Raw genomic sequence first — 16,844 nt, forward strand, 5'->3', positions numbered from 1 at the left:
TAACTAATATAGACATAAACATGAACTCCAATCTGTTTCTTCATGCTCCAGAGCTAGTAAAACTAATGCTGCTCCGCAAAGGCCATTCAAGATAGAGTTCTTATTTAATTCAATTTTACTTTCTTTATCACCAAATGTTTTTGAATAATAAATGGGCCCATCTATTTTTATGACTTTAACTACATTTCTAACCAATTCCTTTTTCCAATAATCGATTTTAAAATCAAGAAAATCATCATTATGATACTTATTGATTTTATATAACAAAAATAATATACTACTAATTCCATGGCAAAAACCGATATCGAAAAAATCATAATCTCCAAACTGCTTTAACTGAGAATTTGAAACTTCTTTTACTAAGCTGGCTTTTATAATTTGTTTGGAATATTCTGTCCATTCCAAATTATTCGTGATATTTCCAGCATACGAAAAAGCATATGAAATAGGCAAATCACCAACGCAATAGGCTAATCTCGAATTAAAAATATTCAATATTTTATTTTTAATGTTGTAGCGATCAGGAAAAAATGACGATTCCTTTATTTCATTTTCAGCATTTTTAAATGTTTCTACCAATCCATTTATTAAAAGATCTAAATATTTATTTTCATAATTAAGTTCTTTTAATTTTACTAAAAATAGAAAAATAGCTGCAATACCATGCGCTAAACCTAAATCTACAAATTCTAATTCTTTTTTAAAACTTACTTTGTCAATCCAGTAAAATCTGCCATCTTTTTCCATTTTACTATTCCATAATGACAATATTAAGCGGTTAATTAACTCAATAACTTTTTCGTCTGTAATTCTTTTTTCATTTAAAAAGTATTGCATTTTTCCGATACTTCCATAAAAAACCTCAAACATTTCGTTTTCGATATCCAAATCTATCGATTGAAATAAGTTTTCCGTGATATCCTCTAAGTATTCATTAGAATCTTCAATTATTTTGCATTTTTCAAGATAATCAATAGTCCAAAAAATACTTTCAAATCCATCTAATGCCCCTGATGAAAAATCGTAATTATTAAAAACAACAAGCATTTCTTTTAGTAAAAAAATACTTTTCTTTTTATATTTTTCATCTCCACTTATTTTATATCTTGTTGCAAAATAAACCAACGTTCCCAGATCATTATTAAGTACTGGGCGAGACATATTTCTAGCTGATTGAAATAATTTTTGTTCTATTTTTTGAAATAATTTTTCCATAATTAAAGTAGCGTGCGCTGAATATTTCAGACAACTATTAAAGGATCAAAGAATAATCCGGTATAAAAACAAATTAGATTAGATACTCTACAATTTAATTTTCGGTATTACATTGTATTCAACCAATTGACAATTTCGCTCAATGTTTTTTGATCCATTTCATAAAGTAAATCGTAACTTTCTGTTTTCCTCCAGCTGTCATTTCCCTTTATTAGAAAATGATTCATCTCCTTTTCCTTATTAATCGTTATTTTTGGATTTTCAAGAGTACTAAGTAATGTAACAGCTTTTTCAGGATTGCAGAAACTATCTTCTGTACCAATCATAAAAAGAGTTGGAGTTTTAATATTGGTGAGGACATTTTGTAAAGACACTGTTTTTTGATCATTATGTATAAAATAACGCTTTCTGAATTTTCCGTCTTTCTCAATAGGTGTTGATAATAATACAAGGAAGTCTAAATTATTATTCTTTTCGTAAGCAGATAATACTAAAAAACCTCCCATACTATGCCCGATTACTCCAATCTTAATATTAGAAACAATACTTGATTCTTTCAACTTTTTGATCGCATAGTATAAATCATCATTATCTTCAATAAACTTATATTTTCCCTCGGACATGCCGACTCCTCGTTCATCATATCTAAATACAGCAATACCCTCTTTTAAAAGTTCCTGTGCTAAAAAATAATGTGAATCTCTAGTGTTTTTACCACTTCCCGGGACAATTATTGCAATTTTTGAGTATTTAGTATCAGGACTTAGTAAAGTACCATACAATTTTATGTGGTCTTCATCATTAATAAATTCAATATCTTGAGAATTATATTTTTGATCACTAATTTTTTTTCTTCCTGATTCCTGATTATTTTGAGATATCAAAATATGGGTTACCAAAAGTAAAATAAGAAGTATATTTTTCTTCATCTACTTAAAATTGATTAAAAAAAACCTTAGCACAATAAAATTGCGCTAAGGTAATTCAGAAATTATTATAGTATACCTGGTACACTGCTTCCACAACAATCATTCCCACTTCTTGACGCTCTACAGCTATAAACTGATAAAAATTCAGCTTGTTGACCACCTTTAACAGTGCTCATTTCTTTTTTGTTTAATACAGATACTGTTTTTTTGTTTAATTGTAACTTTTTCATTTTAAAAAATTATAAATATTTTGCTTACACTTTTATATAGGATTTTCAGCGTCCTCCTTCAATCTGCGCAGATTTATTGTTATTTTTGGTAATCTATGTGATTTCCAAAATATTTCATAATAATTAGTTATTTACTAATTTCATTGTTATAGTATTTTTATATCTCGCTGACTTACTGTAATAATACTCAAACAATAAATCATACAATATCCATTCATGCCTGCGTTGCTTAGATTGAAAAAGTCTGTTACAATGCATATGAATATAACTACTAAGTAAATCGTTAATTAAAAATGTTTCATCTGAATCCTTAATTTCTATTTTTTGAAAAATTGCATCAACATACGGCTTACTTTCAACTTTAAAAACTTTCAGGATATTATCTAATTCCTCATTTGTGTCACTAAACAAATTCTCAATCTTACTTTTATTATCTCTATACTTTTTACTTAATTGCTTTCTTATTTCTTTATCAATTCCAAATTCTTTACCAAAACTTGTTTTTAAAGATTCTAATAATCCCTTTTTTTGATCTGTATCAAAATTCCATAAATCTAAAAAAGTATCAATTGATCTCATTCCATAAAGCCATCTGTTTTCCTGACTATCTTCAGTTAATTCTATAATTTTCAATATCAACTTACTATTTATGAAAAACAATGTTTCAAACTCTTCAATAGTATTAATTCCATATCGTTCCAATTCTCTTTTGTAAGTATTAATTGTGATATTAGATATTAATTTATTCTCTAAAAAAGGCATAATTAAATCATGGAATCTAAATATGACTTCGCTAACATTCTTAACATCAAACAAATGAAAACGAGCTCTCAAATGTTGTCCCCACTCATCTTTATAACGTATGTAGAACCACTTGTCAATTACATTTTCCTCAATTAACTGACTTGATAGCGGATTTAAAATAGAAATCAAAAATTTATCAGAAGTTTGTGGGCCTATATATATATTAAAATATAACCATTCACTGCCAACGATAAATAATCTTTTAGGTTCTAGTGAAATATTTTTCATATGATTTCTTTATAAAATGAAAGAATAATTTCATTTTCAACGCCGTAATTATCTTTTTTTATTAAGGGCATATCCTCGTTAAATAAATATTCTTTAAGAATTATATAATCCCTACTTTTAATAATTGATAGAAACATCTTACTACTCAATTCATTTTCAAAATCAATAAATAAATTATTATCCATATCCGAAATATGCACTCTGTTTGGTATAGAATTCTTCTTTAACCAAATTTCCAGTTCTTGATTGTTACTTATTTTTTTGAGTTCATTTCTATTAAATTTCCAGGTTGCTAAAGAAAAAATAATGTTTTTATAAACCACGCGAGGTAAATAACTCTCGTTTATTAGAAAATCTCCCCATTTAAAATCAAAATAGCTTCTGGTATTTTGGGTTTGCATTTCGCATAAAAAACTATAAATAGGTAAAGGGTCAGCATCAAAATTATGTGCATTGGATAACATTGGTAGAACTTCTTTGTTATTTGCTTTAGAACGCAACACTACACGACCATTTCTTACAGAAACTAGTAAATCAGTTATTAAAATTTGTTTCTCAATTGGCAAAGAACTCTGCGCCAAATATGGAATTTCATAATCTCTCAAATTAGCTCGTGACAATACGTTTCCAACTCTAGCTTGGGGAAGATGAACAATTTCGGCAAAAATTATATTTTCTTGCTTTTCTTTGAGTAATATTTCTTCTACATAATTGTACATTTCTGCATCAACATGACTAAATCTATTTAATAAATTAGTAGCCGTTGACCCACCAAAACCAGGCAAATAAATGAGAGGTTTAGAATCTCTTACTTCACAGATTCTAATTACTACCGAGAAAGTATTGGGTACATCGTCCCAATTTTCTTTAAAGTCAATAAGATCATCGTGTTCAATCTCAATTATCGCTCCCTTATTACGATTAGATAATGATTTACTTAATAATAGCTTATCTAATTTAGTTTGAACAACTTTAGTTGTATCCTCTATAACCATTGGTCTTGCAACAGATACATCATCTATAAGTTCTGAAACACTAAAACTATCTGCGTCTTCGTATTCTTCTCCAAATCCAATACCTGTTTCTACATCCAATGCTAATGTCAATGGCACTTCTTCTTCTTCAAATCTTTCGTAAAACTTCTTTTTAAAATATTCAAGTTTCGAATTTGTTTTTTTTGAAGACAATTTATTTAATACTTGTAGCGCATCATTGACATCTTCCAAAATACTGGAATTAAGTTCATTTTTAATATAAGTAACGTTAAGGTCAGTTTGAAAAAGATATTTTTTGTTAACCTTAACATCAAAAAAATTTGCTAAATCAGCTATTTCATTATAAAGCAACAAATTACCCTTAGCATTATTATTATCTAACTTGCTTAATTTACTTTTAATTTCACTAAACCAATTTTTAATAGGTTCTGATTTTATACTATCGCTTAAAACCTTAAGATAATCCTGACCTGTGACTAATGGTGAAATAGAACTAATTAGTAATTGATTATCTATGAGCTCATGTACGAAATCTGTCGCATCCTCTAATGAAACTTCAGGGTCAACAATAAATGAAGCTAAATCACGTATCGTGATTCCTGCTTCAGATGTTTTCATAACGTCATTGATAAACTCATTTGCATCAATTGACATTAAAAAGTGTTTTCTTTCTGTATTTATATATTTATGTTCAACATATCTTAGTTCATCACCAATCTGGTATAAACTTGTATTAGGATAGTATAAAAGTTCTTCTCTAATTTCTTTATCAGATTCTAGTTTCTGAGATAAAGAACACAAATAATTCATATCTAATCGAGTAACTCTCTTATAGTCAGAAGAGTCTTTTAGAGTAATATTTGTCTCATTCCCCATTTGACCAACAGAACAACCGCTAAATAATCCAAAAGGAGTACAACGTGTTCCCATTCTTAAAAGGTATTTAAGAAGTGCAAATACTAATTTTTCATCAGTTTCCTCGTGATCTCTGTTTAAATACTTTAACATTTCCTGATGTAATTCTGGAGATGCCAAATAAATCGCCTCAGATATTGATGGTAATGAACAAAAATCTCTAACCTTTACTATATCTAAATCTTTTACCTCATTAAATGTAAGATAAGGTGTTCTTAGGACATATTTATCAAAAGACAAGTAAGTGATTTTTTTACTCCCGTTTTTTTGGGACTCATTTAAACTTGTTTTGCTCAACTTTTAAACTTTTTATAAGATTAATTAATCATTTATTAAAATTTGCTATAATAACCTCCTTCATTTTTACTACATCTTCTTATTTATTTTAAGAAAAATAACGTCCTTTTTTTGCCAAATGTAGATCGTTTGTTTATTACTTCATTACGGGTTCCCTCATTTGTAGAAAATTTTTAAAATTAATCTCAAATACGATAAAGATTACAAAATGAAATTACTTTTATTAGCAATTTCTAACCATGGCATATTGTCTTAAATAACCATCATGTTTTCAAAACATTATCAAATATTATATAAGCTGTACATCCAAATTATCTTACCCTTATTACAAATTATCTGCCTTTAATCTGTGGCTTAAAAAACTTATATTTTTTTTATTTCAAATACTTTTTTTTATCAATTAGCCAACATTCGGGAGTACTTAAGAATCATTAATCAAAAAATAATTATCTAATATCAGAGTAAATTCTTGCTCATTTGTTTTTTTATTTGCTTGTCAAAAATGCACATCACTCATTAAGACGCATCCAACAATACAGCCAATTGAATACAAGGCAAATCAGATCGGTTACTCCACGCATGATTTGTGCCTCTTTGTATGACAATATCTCCCGCTTGCAATAAAGTTTCGCCCTCATCTACAATCAAATAAATCTCGCCCGAAAGAATCATAATATAATCAAGAGTTTCGGTCTGGTGCATTAAAGGATGAGGTTGATTTACTGGCGTTACAATTCCCAAATCTTTATCAGGCGGAATTTGTACGTATCGAAAATAACTACCATTTAAAGGTGTATTGGGAAAAGCTGTATTCTCTATAATTTTCTCCTCAAATTTTGCTGGACTACAATCTGTTGACCAAATATCAGAAATAATCAGACCCGGAAAATGTTCCGAAACTTTGGTTACAATATTATCTTGTTCGATTATCGATTTTCCGTTGGATATTCCCGTTACCACTCTTCTTGGAATTGTTTTCATACTGTATCAATTTGCATTACTAATTTCTTTCCTTGTGCTTTATTCTCCCTTAATATTTTATGAGCCTCAAGAACCGTAGCAACTTCCATATTTCCAACTATTGCAACAGTTGGCGGTGTAATTAATTTATTCTGCAAAAGAATTCTTAATTGATTTAATCCTTGCTTGTAGTAATCATATTTTTTTTCGATACCGTAAGCATAATTCGAAATATTGATTATTGTCGCTCCTTTATTAAAAAGCAATTCACGAGAGAGACTCGTAGAAAATGTTGTAACATCTACATAAATTCCGTTTGTTACTAAAAGTGGTGCGGTTATTTCGGCTATTTCATTTCCAACCAAATCTACTATAATATCAAATTTATTGCCTTTGTTTAGTATGATTGCAGCTTCGTTTATTTTTTGATTTTTATAATTAACAATCTGATTTTCCTTTACACCAAGATCCATTAACGATGCAATACTGTGATCATTTCCTGCAGTAACAATAAAATTCTCATAACCATTTGCAATAAGCAACTTCACCAGCATATTCCCTACTCCGCCAGCTGCACCGGTAATCAAAATAGAAGCTAAAAAAGAAGCTTTCATCCGATTCAAACATTGTAATGCCGTTAAACCAACTGATGGAATCGCCGCAGCTTCTTCAAAAGAAATCGTGTCCGGTTTATGCATCACGATTGCTTCAGGAACGCAAATATAATTGGCATAAGTACCATTTGACCCCATACTTCCCGAGCCACAAAAAACGGCATCGTTAATTTTAAAATCCTTCACTTCTTTTCCTAATGCCGTTACAATACCAGAGAATTCACGACCCAAAACATTAGAATGTAAAAGTTTCTTTTCGGATCTGTTTTCGGTCATTTGATAGTCAATTGGATTGAAACCTGAAGCTATAATTTTTATCTGAATTTGATTGTCTGCAGGTTGAGGAATATCTATTTCTTCCAATAGAAACTCGTTATTTTGTTGTAGTACGATTGCTTTCATTTTTATTGTTTTATTATACAAAAGTATAGCCGTAAAACTTTATTTTTGTTATGGGTTAACACTTGGTAACCGGTTACCTCAGAGAAACTAGTATGGCAAAAATTAATGATAACGGAATACTTCGCGAAGCCAATTGTTCAGAAGAACTTATGGCGATGCGTGATAGTCTGGACGTATTGGGAGGAAAATGGAAACTTATGATTTTGCGTTTCTTAACCAATAGAACGCACCAAACGATTCATTTTAAAAAAATGCAGCGCGAAATTGGAGGAATTTCGGCAAAAATGCTTAGTAAGGAATTAAAAGAACTGGAAACAAATTTACTGGTAAGCCGAACAGAGCAAGATACTAAACCTGCAACTGTTGCATATGCTATTACTGAATATGGAAAATCTGTACTTCCTGTAACGGAAACATTGGTAAACTGGGGACTTTCTCATAGAGAAAAAATTATTGAGTCAATAAATAAATTCTAAACACATAGATACATAGTTTTTCTTTGGCTATAAGGCGTTTCACTTATCTAAACAAACATAGCTATGTGTTAGAAACTAGTTTCTTTTGATTAACTTTTTATACAACTAGAAAATTCTATGTATCTATGTGTTAAATTTTTAATCTAACTTAAACCATTCATTTACTTCTTCGGTTATAGTTTCTTTAATTTCAGGGTTTTCAAATTCGTTTGTAACTAAATTATACTCATAATCTTTCTGCCATTTTTTAGCATGCAAAGAAACTTGTTCAATTGCATCACAGATAAACGAAAGTTCATCATTTGTCATAATTGGATGCAGTGATAGACGAACCCAGCCCGGTTTATTGGTTTGGTTTTTCTCCAAAAGCTCGTTTGTAATTATGTCTGATTTTTTCTCATTTATATTAAAAAGATAATGTGCATAAGTACTCGCACAAGACCAGCCGCCACGAACCTGAATTCCGAAACGATCATTTAAAAGTCTTACGATCAGATTATAATGAATATCTTCGATTACAAAAGAAACACAACCAATTCGTTCTGTTTTAAGGTCGCCTAAGATGGACAATCCTTTTATTTTTTGAAGTCTGGAAAAACAAAGATCCAGCAGTTCTTTTTCTCTTTTTTTAATGTTTGAAACGCCCATTTTATCTTTTAATTCTAAAGCTAAGGCAGTTCTTATAACTTGTAGAAAGCCTGGCGTCCCACCATCTTCTCTAACTTCTATGACCTCGCTATAACAATATTTACCCAACGGATTGGTCCATTTTACATTTCCTCCGCCCGGATTATCAGGAAAATCAGATTTGTATAATTTTTCATTAAAAACCAAAACACCACAAGTTCCAGGTCCGCCTAAGAATTTATGAGGCGAAAAGAAAATAGCGTCCAATTGCTGTTCCGGATCTTTTGGATGCATATCGATTTTGACATAGGGCGCCGAAGCTGCAAAATCAACAAAACAAAGTCCGCCGTTTTTATGCATGATTTTGGCTAATTCATGATAAGGCGTAATAATTCCTGTAACATTCGAACAAGCTGTAAATGAGCCTATTTTTATGCTTCTGTCTTTATATTTTTTTAATTCTTCCGAAAGCGTATTGGGATCGACTAAATTATTTTCATCAGGAGGCAGGATCACCACTTCGGCGTTAGTTTCATACCATGAAACCTGATTAGAATGGTGCTCCATGTGCGTGATAAAAACGACAGGTTTGTCTTCATCATTATCATTCTTAAGCAGCCCTATTATTCTTTGCAATTTTGATATAGCCGCCGTCATTCCGGTTCCGGTTGTAACCAAAACATCAGATTCATTGGCATTAACTGATTTTTTTATAATATCTCTCGCGTATTGATAGGCATATGTAGAAGTTTTTCCTGTTTGACTTGAAAGTGAATGCGTATTGGCAATCATCGGTCCAATTTTATTAAGCATAGTATCCTCGATTGGAGCGTATAATCTTCCGCTGGCAACCCAATCTGCATACAGCATATTTTGTTTTCCATAAACCGATTTAAAACTATGACCTACGCCTACTGTATTTTCTCTAAATTTAGAAAAATAACACTCTAATTCAATTGGTTTCGTTTCTGTCTCAATAGCATTCATTTCCTTTATCATTTTAATTATTATTTGGGATTATATAAGTTCTGTTTGTCATTCCGAGGAACGAGGACACGAACGATAGTGAACTGGCGAAGCAATCTCCACAAGTAGCTTCGTAAAGATTGTCGATTATGATTGTCGAGTTTCTAACGGAGATTCCTCGTTCCTCGGAATGACAGAAATGAAAATAATCTCTAAATCCCTTTCTCTAAAAGTGTTTTAAGCGTAGTCTGTAATTCTTCTCCGTGCAGGTTTTTTGCAACGATAATTCCTTTTGAATCGACTAAATAATTCCCAGGAATCGCTCTCACACCATATAATTTAGCAATAGCGCTGTTCCAGAAAAGTAAATCAGAAACGTGCAGCCAATTCAAATTATCATCCTGAATTCCTTTAATCCAGTTTTCTTTCTTTTTATCTAAAGAAACACCAACGATGTTAAAACCTTTGTCGTGATATTCTTTGTAAGCTGCCACAATATTTGGATTTTCTCTACGGCAAGGTCCACACCATGAAGCCCAAAAATCGACTAAAGTGTAACCTTTTAAATTTTCTGAAAGGCGAACTGGTTTCCCTTGTGGATCATTTGCTGTAAAATCAGGTGCTTTTTTACCAATCGCTAATCCGTCTAAAACAGTAACCAGTTCTTTTAATTCTTTCACGTAAGTGGTACTTTGCAGGCTTTTATCAAATAAAGCAATGTTTTGAGTTATTTGTTCCGGCGTTAATCTGTACGACCAGTTTCTGTACAATACATAAGCCGAAACAATAGATTTAGGATTTTCTGTAATGAATTTACTGATTTCCACATCATTTGATTTTTTATACGTTTCGAATAAATTCTGAGATTCAGAACCTTCAACTACAGAATTTGTATAATATTTCTTCGGGTTTAATTTTACCGTTATTGGAGTTTTTTCAAGGAAAATATATAATGGAGAATCTTCTGTGTTTACACTTAATCCGTATAATTCGGGTGTTTTTACTTTTGTTTTAAAACTAAAATTTCCGTCTTTCACTTTTACCGAATCAATTGTGGTAAACATTTTATTGTGGAATTTCTGCAGATAAACGTATTGGGCAACTGTATCTGTAACGGTTCCTTTTAATTGTAAAGCGGTGTCTTGCGCCTGAATTTGTGTTGCTGCAAAAAATAGCGCAAAGCCCAATAGTATGTTTTTCATTATATTTTGATTTTTAAATGGCGCTTTCTCAAAGCATCGTAGTACGTTTTTTTTCATTGTAGTTTTAGTTTAAGATTGGACAAAAGAATTATTCAGGTCAGAATAATTAAGACCTCTAGCAATTGTTGTAAAAAAGGAAAAGAGAGAATTTAACGCTTTCGCATTCGCAAAAAACCAAAGCAGTTTTCTTCGAAAATTGAATTTAAAATTTCATAATCTGCGTGTAAAGAATGTTTGCTTTTCATTTTAAAATAAATAATATTTAACAAAATGATCTTATTCAGATTAAGCAAATCTTTCTTATCTGTCCGCCTGTGCGGAAGGATTTAGCACCTTATTCGGTAACAGGTTGCTAAGACATCATTGGGCCTATTCCCTCAGTCTTTCTGGATAAGTATCATACAGAAGTTTTCTGTGATACAAATATATATACTAATTCTATAAAACTAGTATAGTTTAAAGGTGTTTTTTCGAAAATTATTTATAAAACTCGTTTTTTACAATATAAAATACTGTAAAATAGATACTTACAAAGGGAATAATCTTTTACTGTTTTTTCATTTTATAATAGAAATTCAGATAGAAAATTGGTAAAAAACATAAAATCTCATTTTATAATGTTGAAAAAACATAAAAAAACTCATTACGTTTTTTGAAATGAGTTCGTTTTATCGACAAAGATTGACGATATTATGTGCGGAATTTCACGTGTGATTCCTCGTTCCTCGGAATGACAAGATTGGGTTCTGACTGCGAATGATGGATTAAAATCCATCTCTACAATATATTTTGTTCCTTCGGAACTGCTGAAAAAAGATTTGATTTTATAATCGAAATCGAAACAACAAGATTACGTAAATATTATTATGAAAATGATTCCCTTGCCCCGATAGTCCCGAGGCTTCGGGAGGAAATCCTTTTGTGTCCGCCGCGGCGGACACAAAAGATTGGAACGGATAGCGGGATTATCTCCTAAAAAATTACATTATAACTTCAATCCATCAAAATAAGCTGTAGTTTCTTCTATCAAAGAATGCATTAATTCACTCGCTTTTGTGTGTTTTAGAATTGGCGCTATTTGTCCGCCCCAAAACAATATCATATCCCATTTTTCCTGATCTAGCGCTGCTTTTCGTAACGGAGACATGAATGTAGTCTGTAACGGAAATGGTAATATACCTGCTTCTTTACCTAAAATTTCTTTTGCAATTCTACTTGTTAATCCGCGTCCGAGTTTGCCTGTGTAAGCACGTGATAAAGTGGTGTATTTTGATGCTTCTGAAAACAACATTTGCTTGTGAATTGGCAATGCATTCGATTCATCAGTAGCCAAAAATGCAGTCCCAATTTGAGCTGCGCTTGCGCCTAAAGCCAAAGCTGCTGCAACACCTTTTCCGTTAGCGATTCCGCCAGCTGCAATAACAGGAACTTTTACTTTTTCCCGAATTAATTGCAACAAGACAAAACTTCCTGTTAAAGATGATTCTGCCGAAGCTAAAAATGAAGGTCGATGTCCGCCCGCTTCAAAACCAGAAGCAATAATCATATCTACGCCTGCATTTTCCAGAAAGATTGCTTCGTCTAGCGTTGTCGCTGCACCAATTGTAACAATTCCTGATTTTCGGCATTGTTCTAAAATATCTGCGGAAGGAACGCCAAACATAAAACTGAATACTTTTGGACGAACCTTTAAAACTACTTCAAGCTGATTCTCAAATCTCGATTGAAAAGATGCTGGTTTTTCCGGTAACGGAATTCCAACTTCGTCAAAATACGGTTTGAATACTTCTTTTGCTTTATTAAATTGTTCGTCTGAAATACCTTCCGGATCCATATCAGAATCAGATACCCAAAGATTTAGATTATACGATTTATTAGTTGCTGCTTTTACTTGTTTGTCTGCTTCAAAGATTTCCTGCGGACTCATTGTATAAGCTCCGTATCCGCCAAGTCCTCCTGCATTCGACACAGCGGCTGTTAATTCTACTGATGATAAATTTCCTCCAAATGGTCCCTGAAGAATTGGATATTGAATTCCTAACAATTTTGAAGCTTCTGTATTGTACCACATCACTTTAATTTTTAGAGTTTATTTGCTTACGTCTGTTAACATTTTATTGACGATAATCCACTGACCATCAATCCTATGGAAAGATAAAAAATCCAAATAATTAAAGTCGTACATTTTAACACTAATTTCTGCAATCGCAATTGAATTTACGATTTTTATATTCAAAATTTCACCTTTAAAAGGTTTTCCGGAATCTTTTGGGCTTTGTCTGTTTTTGACGCCATCCAAATAAAGATCTATCGTTTTGAAGTACGGCTGACCTTTTACATCTCCAAAAACCAATGTCCCCGGATGAAAAATACTTCCCAGCAACATTTCGTCGCCTTCGTAAATTCCTTTAAAATAATAGTTTTCTACTATGTCTGTAATTGCTGCTATATCTACTTGCTGATTTTCCATTTTGATTCTGTTTTGTGCTTTAAGTCCTGCTGTTACACAGGACATTAAAACTATTAATACTATAAAATTTTTCACCTTAGTTTAAATTATGTCCGGCTCCTTTACCACCGTCAACATTGATAATTGATCCGGTAATAAAATTACTTTTTGCTACCGTATAAACCATTTCGGCAACATCATCGATTTCTCCCACTCGGTTTAATAAATGCAAACCTGCACTCTGATCCGCTTTATCACCGTGCATTGGCGTACGAATAACTCCTGGCGCAACAGTATTTACACGAATATTCTGTTTTCCAAATTCGGCTGCCAATTGAATCGTCAAGGCATGAATTGCACCTTTACTTGATACCGGAGCCGAAGCCGGCCATCCGCCCAAACCGTGATTTACAAGCGGCGTTCCGATGTTGATTACTACTCCGCCTTTTTGTTGCAGCATTTGCGGAATCACTGCTTGTGTAGTGAAAAAAGTTCCTTTTAGATTTGTTTTCAAAAATTTATCCAAATACGCTTCGTCAACTTCCAAAAATGGTTTGCTGTCAAAGATTCCCGCGTTATTTACCAGTACATCTGCCGATCCAAATTTTTCGATTGCCAAAGCAACCAATTGTTTCCCGGTTTCTATATTACTAACATCGCCGGCAAATTTTGCAAGATTATCCCCTGCTCCAAATTCATTATAAGTATTTTCTAATGCGCTTGGCGTTAAGGAATTGATGACAACATTATCACCTCTGTCCAAAAAATATTTTGCAATCCCTTTTCCTATACCAGATGCAGCACCTGTTACAATTATGGTTTGTTTTTTCATGATTTTATTTTTTATCGGCTGTTATGCCTTTTTCTCTTAATACTGATACTTGTTCTCCTGCATAACCCCAATCGTCCAATTCAATTTCCTGAATTACAACGTGAGTTAAGTGCGGATCTTTGTTTAAAACTTCTGTAATCAAATTGGTTATTCCGCTTATTAATTCTTGTTTTTGCTCGCGGGTTACTCCCTCGCGGGTCAATTCTATTTTTACGTAAGGCATGACTTTAATTTTTTAGGTTGTTCTAATTATAGTGCTTTAGCAGAAATATTGAAATCCAATTCAAAATCATTGTAAATCAATGTATCTCCTAAGTCTTTGAAGAAATTACCGGAACGGAATCTGATATCATATTTGGTACGATCAATAATCAGTTTACCTGAAAGTGTAATTGCGTTTTCGTTATTGGCTACACTCGCCTCAAAACCAACAACATGCGAAATATCTTTTATAGTAAGATTCCCTTCAAGGTAATAAGTGTCACTTGATAACTCTTTTACGCAAAGAATATCAAAAGATGCGGTTGGAAATTTTTCGATAGAGAAAAAATCATCTGAAGCAAGGTGTCCCGCAAACTGTTCGTTTGTTGCAGGATCTGTAACATCCAGAATTTTTATTGTAGAAGTATTAATAACGATATTACCTCCTTTTACTTTTCCACCATTCAAGATGAAATTACCTTCTTTGATACCAATTGTACCATTATGTGCACCGGTAACTTTTCTACCAGTCCATTCTACGTTGCTATTTGAGCTTACGATTTTAAAATTTGTTGTTTCCATTTTTATTGTATTTAAAAGTACAATACAAAGGAACGGCGGATATAGAAATTGGTTACGTGACCTAGATCACATTCTTTTTTTTGAGGTTCAAAGGGACAAAGTTGCAAAGTTGCAAAGGTTTATTTCTCATGGGGTTGTTAAAATTTTTTAACGCAGATTTAAAGAAGATTTAAGCAGATGTGTGCAGATATTTATTTTCAACGAATCATAAATATAAAATCTGCTTAATCTGCCGAATCTGCGTGAAACAAAAATTATTTTAATCTTAATCCGTCATTCGTAATCGCCAATCTTTGACGAGTTACGTGTGTGATTTCTCCTCCGTCGAAATTGACAAACTAAACGTAAACATTATAAAAAAATCTGCTTAATCTGCCGAATCTGCGTGAAACAAAAATTATTTTAATTTTAATCCGTCATTCGTAATCTATAATCTTTGCCGAGTTACGTGTGCGATTTCTCCTCCGTCGAAATGACAAACTAAACGTAAACATTATAAAAAAATCTGCTTAATCTGCCGAATCTGCGTGAAACAAAAATTATTTTAATCTTAATCCGTCATTCCTAATCGCCAATCTTTGACGAGTTACGTGTGTGATTTCTCCTCCGTCGAAATTGACAAACTAAACGCAAACATTATAAAAAAATCTGCTTAAATCTTTTTAAAATCTGCGTGAAACAAAAATTATTTATGAGCTTGCAATCTACTTAGGGTTTCTCTTGAAACACCCAAATAAGCAGCAATTAAATGCTTTGGAACAAGATTATACAATTGAGGATATAATCCTAAAAGTTCTTCATAGCGTTTTTTGACATTGTTATTCATAAAAGACAAAAGCCTTTTTTGTGATGCTATATATCCTTTATTGGTTCTCCAGCGAAAAAAATGTTCTACCTGATGGAATTCTTTGCATAGTTTCTCGCGGTCACTATTCGAAAGACAAAGCACTTCGGCATCTGTGATACAATCAATGTTTATTGTTGCAGTTGTTTGATTGTATAAAGCATTATAATCAGAAGTCCACCACGTTGGCATCGCAAACTGAAGTATATACATCTTTATCTCATCATTTATAAAAAAGGCTTTTAAACAACCCGAAACCACAAAATACTCGCAATCAACATGATCTCCGGCACTCACAATAGTTTGTCCTTTCTTGAAAGAAATGGGTGAAAAATGGGAAAAAAAGTAATCGAATTCCTTTTCTGTCAATACAGCAGTTTTGGCAATATGTTCTTGTAATAGTTCTTTGGCTCCCATTCTTATAATATGAATTTAACTTGTTCACGAAGTAATTCTCAAAGTTACAAAATCACATCACATCAATATTCCGATTTTATAGAAAAGCTCAAACTTTAGAATGTCTGATTCAAATCTAAAATTGTCCGTTTCGGCAAAAAAGCAATATGATTTTGATTGCATCTGACGCAATTTTGTCCTGTTTAACAACTTAAAAATTTAAAATCATGAACACAAAAACTACAAAAATTATTTATTGGACAGGAATTATTCTAACCTCTTTATGGTTTGGTGCCAGCGGTTTTTTTGAACTTACAACAAATCCTGTGGTTTGGAAAATTACACAACAATTGGGTTATCCTGAGCATTTTATTTATTTGCTTGGCGTATTGAAAGTATCGGGAGTTATTACTTTATTAATTCCAAATAAATTATTGAGATTGAAAGAATGGGTATTTGCAGGCATTTTCTTTGACATCACTTTTGCTTTCTTCTCAAAACTGGCTGTATTAGGTTTTCCTGCTACAATCGACGCTATTATTGCTTTTGCCATGGTAAGTGTCACGTATGCAATGTTTAGAGAATTGTACGCTGCAAATTATACCAAAAATATAATAGTTAACTAATTTTACTCTAATTAGAAATTGCGAAGAAATGCCTGAGAACTAATCTTGGGCATT

The 16,844-nt window shown here is 32.0% G+C and carries 17 protein-coding genes and 1 riboswitch; of the genes, 2 read left to right on the plus strand and 15 right to left on the minus strand.

Translation table 11 applies throughout. From position 1 onward, the window contains the following. Window positions 1–3: 3 nt before the first annotated feature. From EAH81_RS10210 to EAH81_RS10240, 7 genes are all read right to left on the minus strand, one after another. Complete coding sequence (locus EAH81_RS10210; protein WP_140506582.1) at window positions 4–1,215, minus strand: lanthionine synthetase LanC family protein; 1,212 nt, start codon at window positions 1,213–1,215, stop codon at window positions 4–6. Between the two features lie 107 nt (window positions 1,216–1,322). After that, window positions 1,323–2,144, minus strand: a complete 822-nt coding sequence (locus tag EAH81_RS10215) for an alpha/beta hydrolase (RefSeq protein ID WP_140506583.1) — start codon at window positions 2,142–2,144, stop codon at window positions 1,323–1,325. Window positions 2,145–2,209: 65 nt separating this feature from the next. Continuing rightward, the gene (locus EAH81_RS10220) at window positions 2,210–2,374 is read right to left on the minus strand and encodes a class I lanthipeptide (RefSeq protein WP_140506585.1); all 165 of its coding nucleotides are present in this window, start codon (window positions 2,372–2,374) and stop codon (window positions 2,210–2,212) included. 123 nt (window positions 2,375–2,497) lie between these two features. Next, the gene (locus EAH81_RS10225; RefSeq protein WP_140506586.1) at window positions 2,498–3,406 is read right to left on the minus strand and encodes a thiopeptide-type bacteriocin biosynthesis protein; all 909 of its coding nucleotides are present in this window, start codon (window positions 3,404–3,406) and stop codon (window positions 2,498–2,500) included. Further along, window positions 3,403–5,613, minus strand: coding sequence for a lantibiotic dehydratase family protein (locus EAH81_RS10230; protein WP_140506587.1), 2,211 nt, complete (start codon window positions 5,611–5,613; stop codon window positions 3,403–3,405). The genes EAH81_RS10225 and EAH81_RS10230 overlap by 4 nt, the downstream gene beginning before the upstream one ends. Before the next feature lie 516 nt (window positions 5,614–6,129). Then, complete coding sequence (locus EAH81_RS10235; RefSeq protein ID WP_140506588.1) at window positions 6,130–6,594, minus strand: cupin domain-containing protein; 465 nt, start codon at window positions 6,592–6,594, stop codon at window positions 6,130–6,132. Further along, window positions 6,591–7,589, minus strand: a complete 999-nt coding sequence (locus EAH81_RS10240; protein ID WP_140506589.1) for an NADP-dependent oxidoreductase — start codon at window positions 7,587–7,589, stop codon at window positions 6,591–6,593. Before EAH81_RS10240 ends, EAH81_RS10235 begins: the two co-directional genes overlap by 4 nt. A gap of 92 nt (window positions 7,590–7,681) precedes the next feature. On the opposite strand from EAH81_RS10240, the gene EAH81_RS10245 reads away from it, so the two are divergent. Next, on the plus strand, window positions 7,682–8,065 hold the full coding sequence (locus EAH81_RS10245) for a winged helix-turn-helix transcriptional regulator (RefSeq protein ID WP_140506590.1): 384 nt from the start codon (window positions 7,682–7,684) through the stop codon (window positions 8,063–8,065). A 138-nt stretch (window positions 8,066–8,203) separates the two neighbouring features. Here the strand turns inward: EAH81_RS10245 and EAH81_RS10250 are convergent, their stop codons facing one another. From EAH81_RS10250 to EAH81_RS10285, 8 genes are all read right to left on the minus strand, one after another. Continuing rightward, window positions 8,204–9,679, minus strand: a complete 1,476-nt coding sequence (locus EAH81_RS10250; RefSeq protein WP_241676547.1) for an aminotransferase class V-fold PLP-dependent enzyme — start codon at window positions 9,677–9,679, stop codon at window positions 8,204–8,206. 191 nt (window positions 9,680–9,870) lie between these two features. Beyond that, a complete protein-coding gene (locus EAH81_RS10255) occupies window positions 9,871–10,860 on the minus strand; it encodes a TlpA disulfide reductase family protein (RefSeq protein ID WP_140506594.1) in 990 nt (329 codons plus the stop codon). A gap of 297 nt (window positions 10,861–11,157) precedes the next feature. Next, a riboswitch (SAM riboswitch) is annotated at window positions 11,158–11,257 on the minus strand. Between the two features lie 588 nt (window positions 11,258–11,845). Beyond that, window positions 11,846–12,931 carry an NAD(P)H-dependent flavin oxidoreductase gene (locus EAH81_RS10260; RefSeq protein WP_140506596.1) on the minus strand — a complete coding sequence of 362 codons (1,086 nt, stop codon included), beginning with the start codon at window positions 12,929–12,931 and terminating at the stop codon, window positions 11,846–11,848. A gap of 18 nt (window positions 12,932–12,949) precedes the next feature. Continuing rightward, window positions 12,950–13,405, minus strand: coding sequence for a nuclear transport factor 2 family protein (locus EAH81_RS10265; protein WP_241676548.1), 456 nt, complete (start codon window positions 13,403–13,405; stop codon window positions 12,950–12,952). Window position 13,406: 1 nt separating this feature from the next. After that, on the minus strand, window positions 13,407–14,141 hold the full coding sequence (locus tag EAH81_RS10270; RefSeq protein ID WP_140506599.1) for an SDR family NAD(P)-dependent oxidoreductase: 735 nt from the start codon (window positions 14,139–14,141) through the stop codon (window positions 13,407–13,409). Between the two features lie 4 nt (window positions 14,142–14,145). Further along, entirely contained in the window at window positions 14,146–14,364 is a 219-nt protein-coding gene (locus EAH81_RS10275; RefSeq protein WP_140506601.1) for a tautomerase family protein, read from the minus strand. Between the two features lie 26 nt (window positions 14,365–14,390). Then, complete coding sequence (locus EAH81_RS10280; RefSeq protein ID WP_140506604.1) at window positions 14,391–14,924, minus strand: YceI family protein; 534 nt, start codon at window positions 14,922–14,924, stop codon at window positions 14,391–14,393. A gap of 685 nt (window positions 14,925–15,609) precedes the next feature. Continuing rightward, window positions 15,610–16,185 (minus strand): Crp/Fnr family transcriptional regulator, encoded by a 576-nt coding sequence (locus EAH81_RS10285; protein ID WP_140506606.1) that lies wholly within the window; start codon window positions 16,183–16,185, stop codon window positions 15,610–15,612. A gap of 206 nt (window positions 16,186–16,391) precedes the next feature. Between EAH81_RS10285 and EAH81_RS10290 the strand changes: the two genes are divergently transcribed. Beyond that, window positions 16,392–16,790: a DoxX family protein gene (locus EAH81_RS10290; protein ID WP_140506608.1), complete on the plus strand. Its 399-nt coding sequence runs from the start codon at window positions 16,392–16,394 to the stop codon at window positions 16,788–16,790. The last annotated feature ends 54 nt before the right edge of the window (window positions 16,791–16,844 follow it).

Origin of the sequence: Flavobacterium pectinovorum, from assembly GCF_006438875.1 — a bacterium.
Classification (GTDB): domain Bacteria; phylum Bacteroidota; class Bacteroidia; order Flavobacteriales; family Flavobacteriaceae; genus Flavobacterium; species Flavobacterium pectinovorum_A.

What these genes read in the sequence shown, in the direction of transcription:
- EAH81_RS10210 (WP_140506582.1), bottom strand. Translation starts at nt 1,215, where the DNA reads ATGGAAAAATTATTTCAAAAAATAGAACAAAAATTATTTCAATCAGCT.
- EAH81_RS10215 (WP_140506583.1), bottom strand. Translation starts at nt 2,144, where the DNA reads ATGAAGAAAAATATACTTCTTATTTTACTTTTGGTAACCCATATTTTG.
- EAH81_RS10220 (WP_140506585.1), bottom strand. Translation starts at nt 2,374, where the DNA reads ATGAAAAAGTTACAATTAAACAAAAAAACAGTATCTGTATTAAACAAA.
- EAH81_RS10225 (WP_140506586.1), bottom strand. Translation starts at nt 3,406, where the DNA reads ATGAAAAATATTTCACTAGAACCTAAAAGATTATTTATCGTTGGCAGT.
- EAH81_RS10235 (WP_140506588.1), bottom strand. Translation starts at nt 6,594, where the DNA reads ATGAAAACAATTCCAAGAAGAGTGGTAACGGGAATATCCAACGGAAAA.
- EAH81_RS10240 (WP_140506589.1), bottom strand. Translation starts at nt 7,589, where the DNA reads ATGAAAGCAATCGTACTACAACAAAATAACGAGTTTCTATTGGAAGAA.
- EAH81_RS10245 (WP_140506590.1), top strand. Translation starts at nt 7,682, where the DNA reads ATGGCAAAAATTAATGATAACGGAATACTTCGCGAAGCCAATTGTTCA.
- EAH81_RS10250 (WP_241676547.1), bottom strand. Translation starts at nt 9,679, where the DNA reads ATGAATGCTATTGAGACAGAAACGAAACCAATTGAATTAGAGTGTTAT.
- EAH81_RS10255 (WP_140506594.1), bottom strand. Translation starts at nt 10,860, where the DNA reads ATGAAAAACATACTATTGGGCTTTGCGCTATTTTTTGCAGCAACACAA.
- EAH81_RS10260 (WP_140506596.1), bottom strand. Translation starts at nt 12,931, where the DNA reads ATGTGGTACAATACAGAAGCTTCAAAATTGTTAGGAATTCAATATCCA.
- EAH81_RS10270 (WP_140506599.1), bottom strand. Translation starts at nt 14,141, where the DNA reads ATGAAAAAACAAACCATAATTGTAACAGGTGCTGCATCTGGTATAGGA.
- EAH81_RS10275 (WP_140506601.1), bottom strand. Translation starts at nt 14,364, where the DNA reads ATGCCTTACGTAAAAATAGAATTGACCCGCGAGGGAGTAACCCGCGAG.
- EAH81_RS10280 (WP_140506604.1), bottom strand. Translation starts at nt 14,924, where the DNA reads ATGGAAACAACAAATTTTAAAATCGTAAGCTCAAATAGCAACGTAGAA.
- EAH81_RS10285 (WP_140506606.1), bottom strand. Translation starts at nt 16,185, where the DNA reads ATGGGAGCCAAAGAACTATTACAAGAACATATTGCCAAAACTGCTGTA.
- EAH81_RS10290 (WP_140506608.1), top strand. Translation starts at nt 16,392, where the DNA reads ATGAACACAAAAACTACAAAAATTATTTATTGGACAGGAATTATTCTA.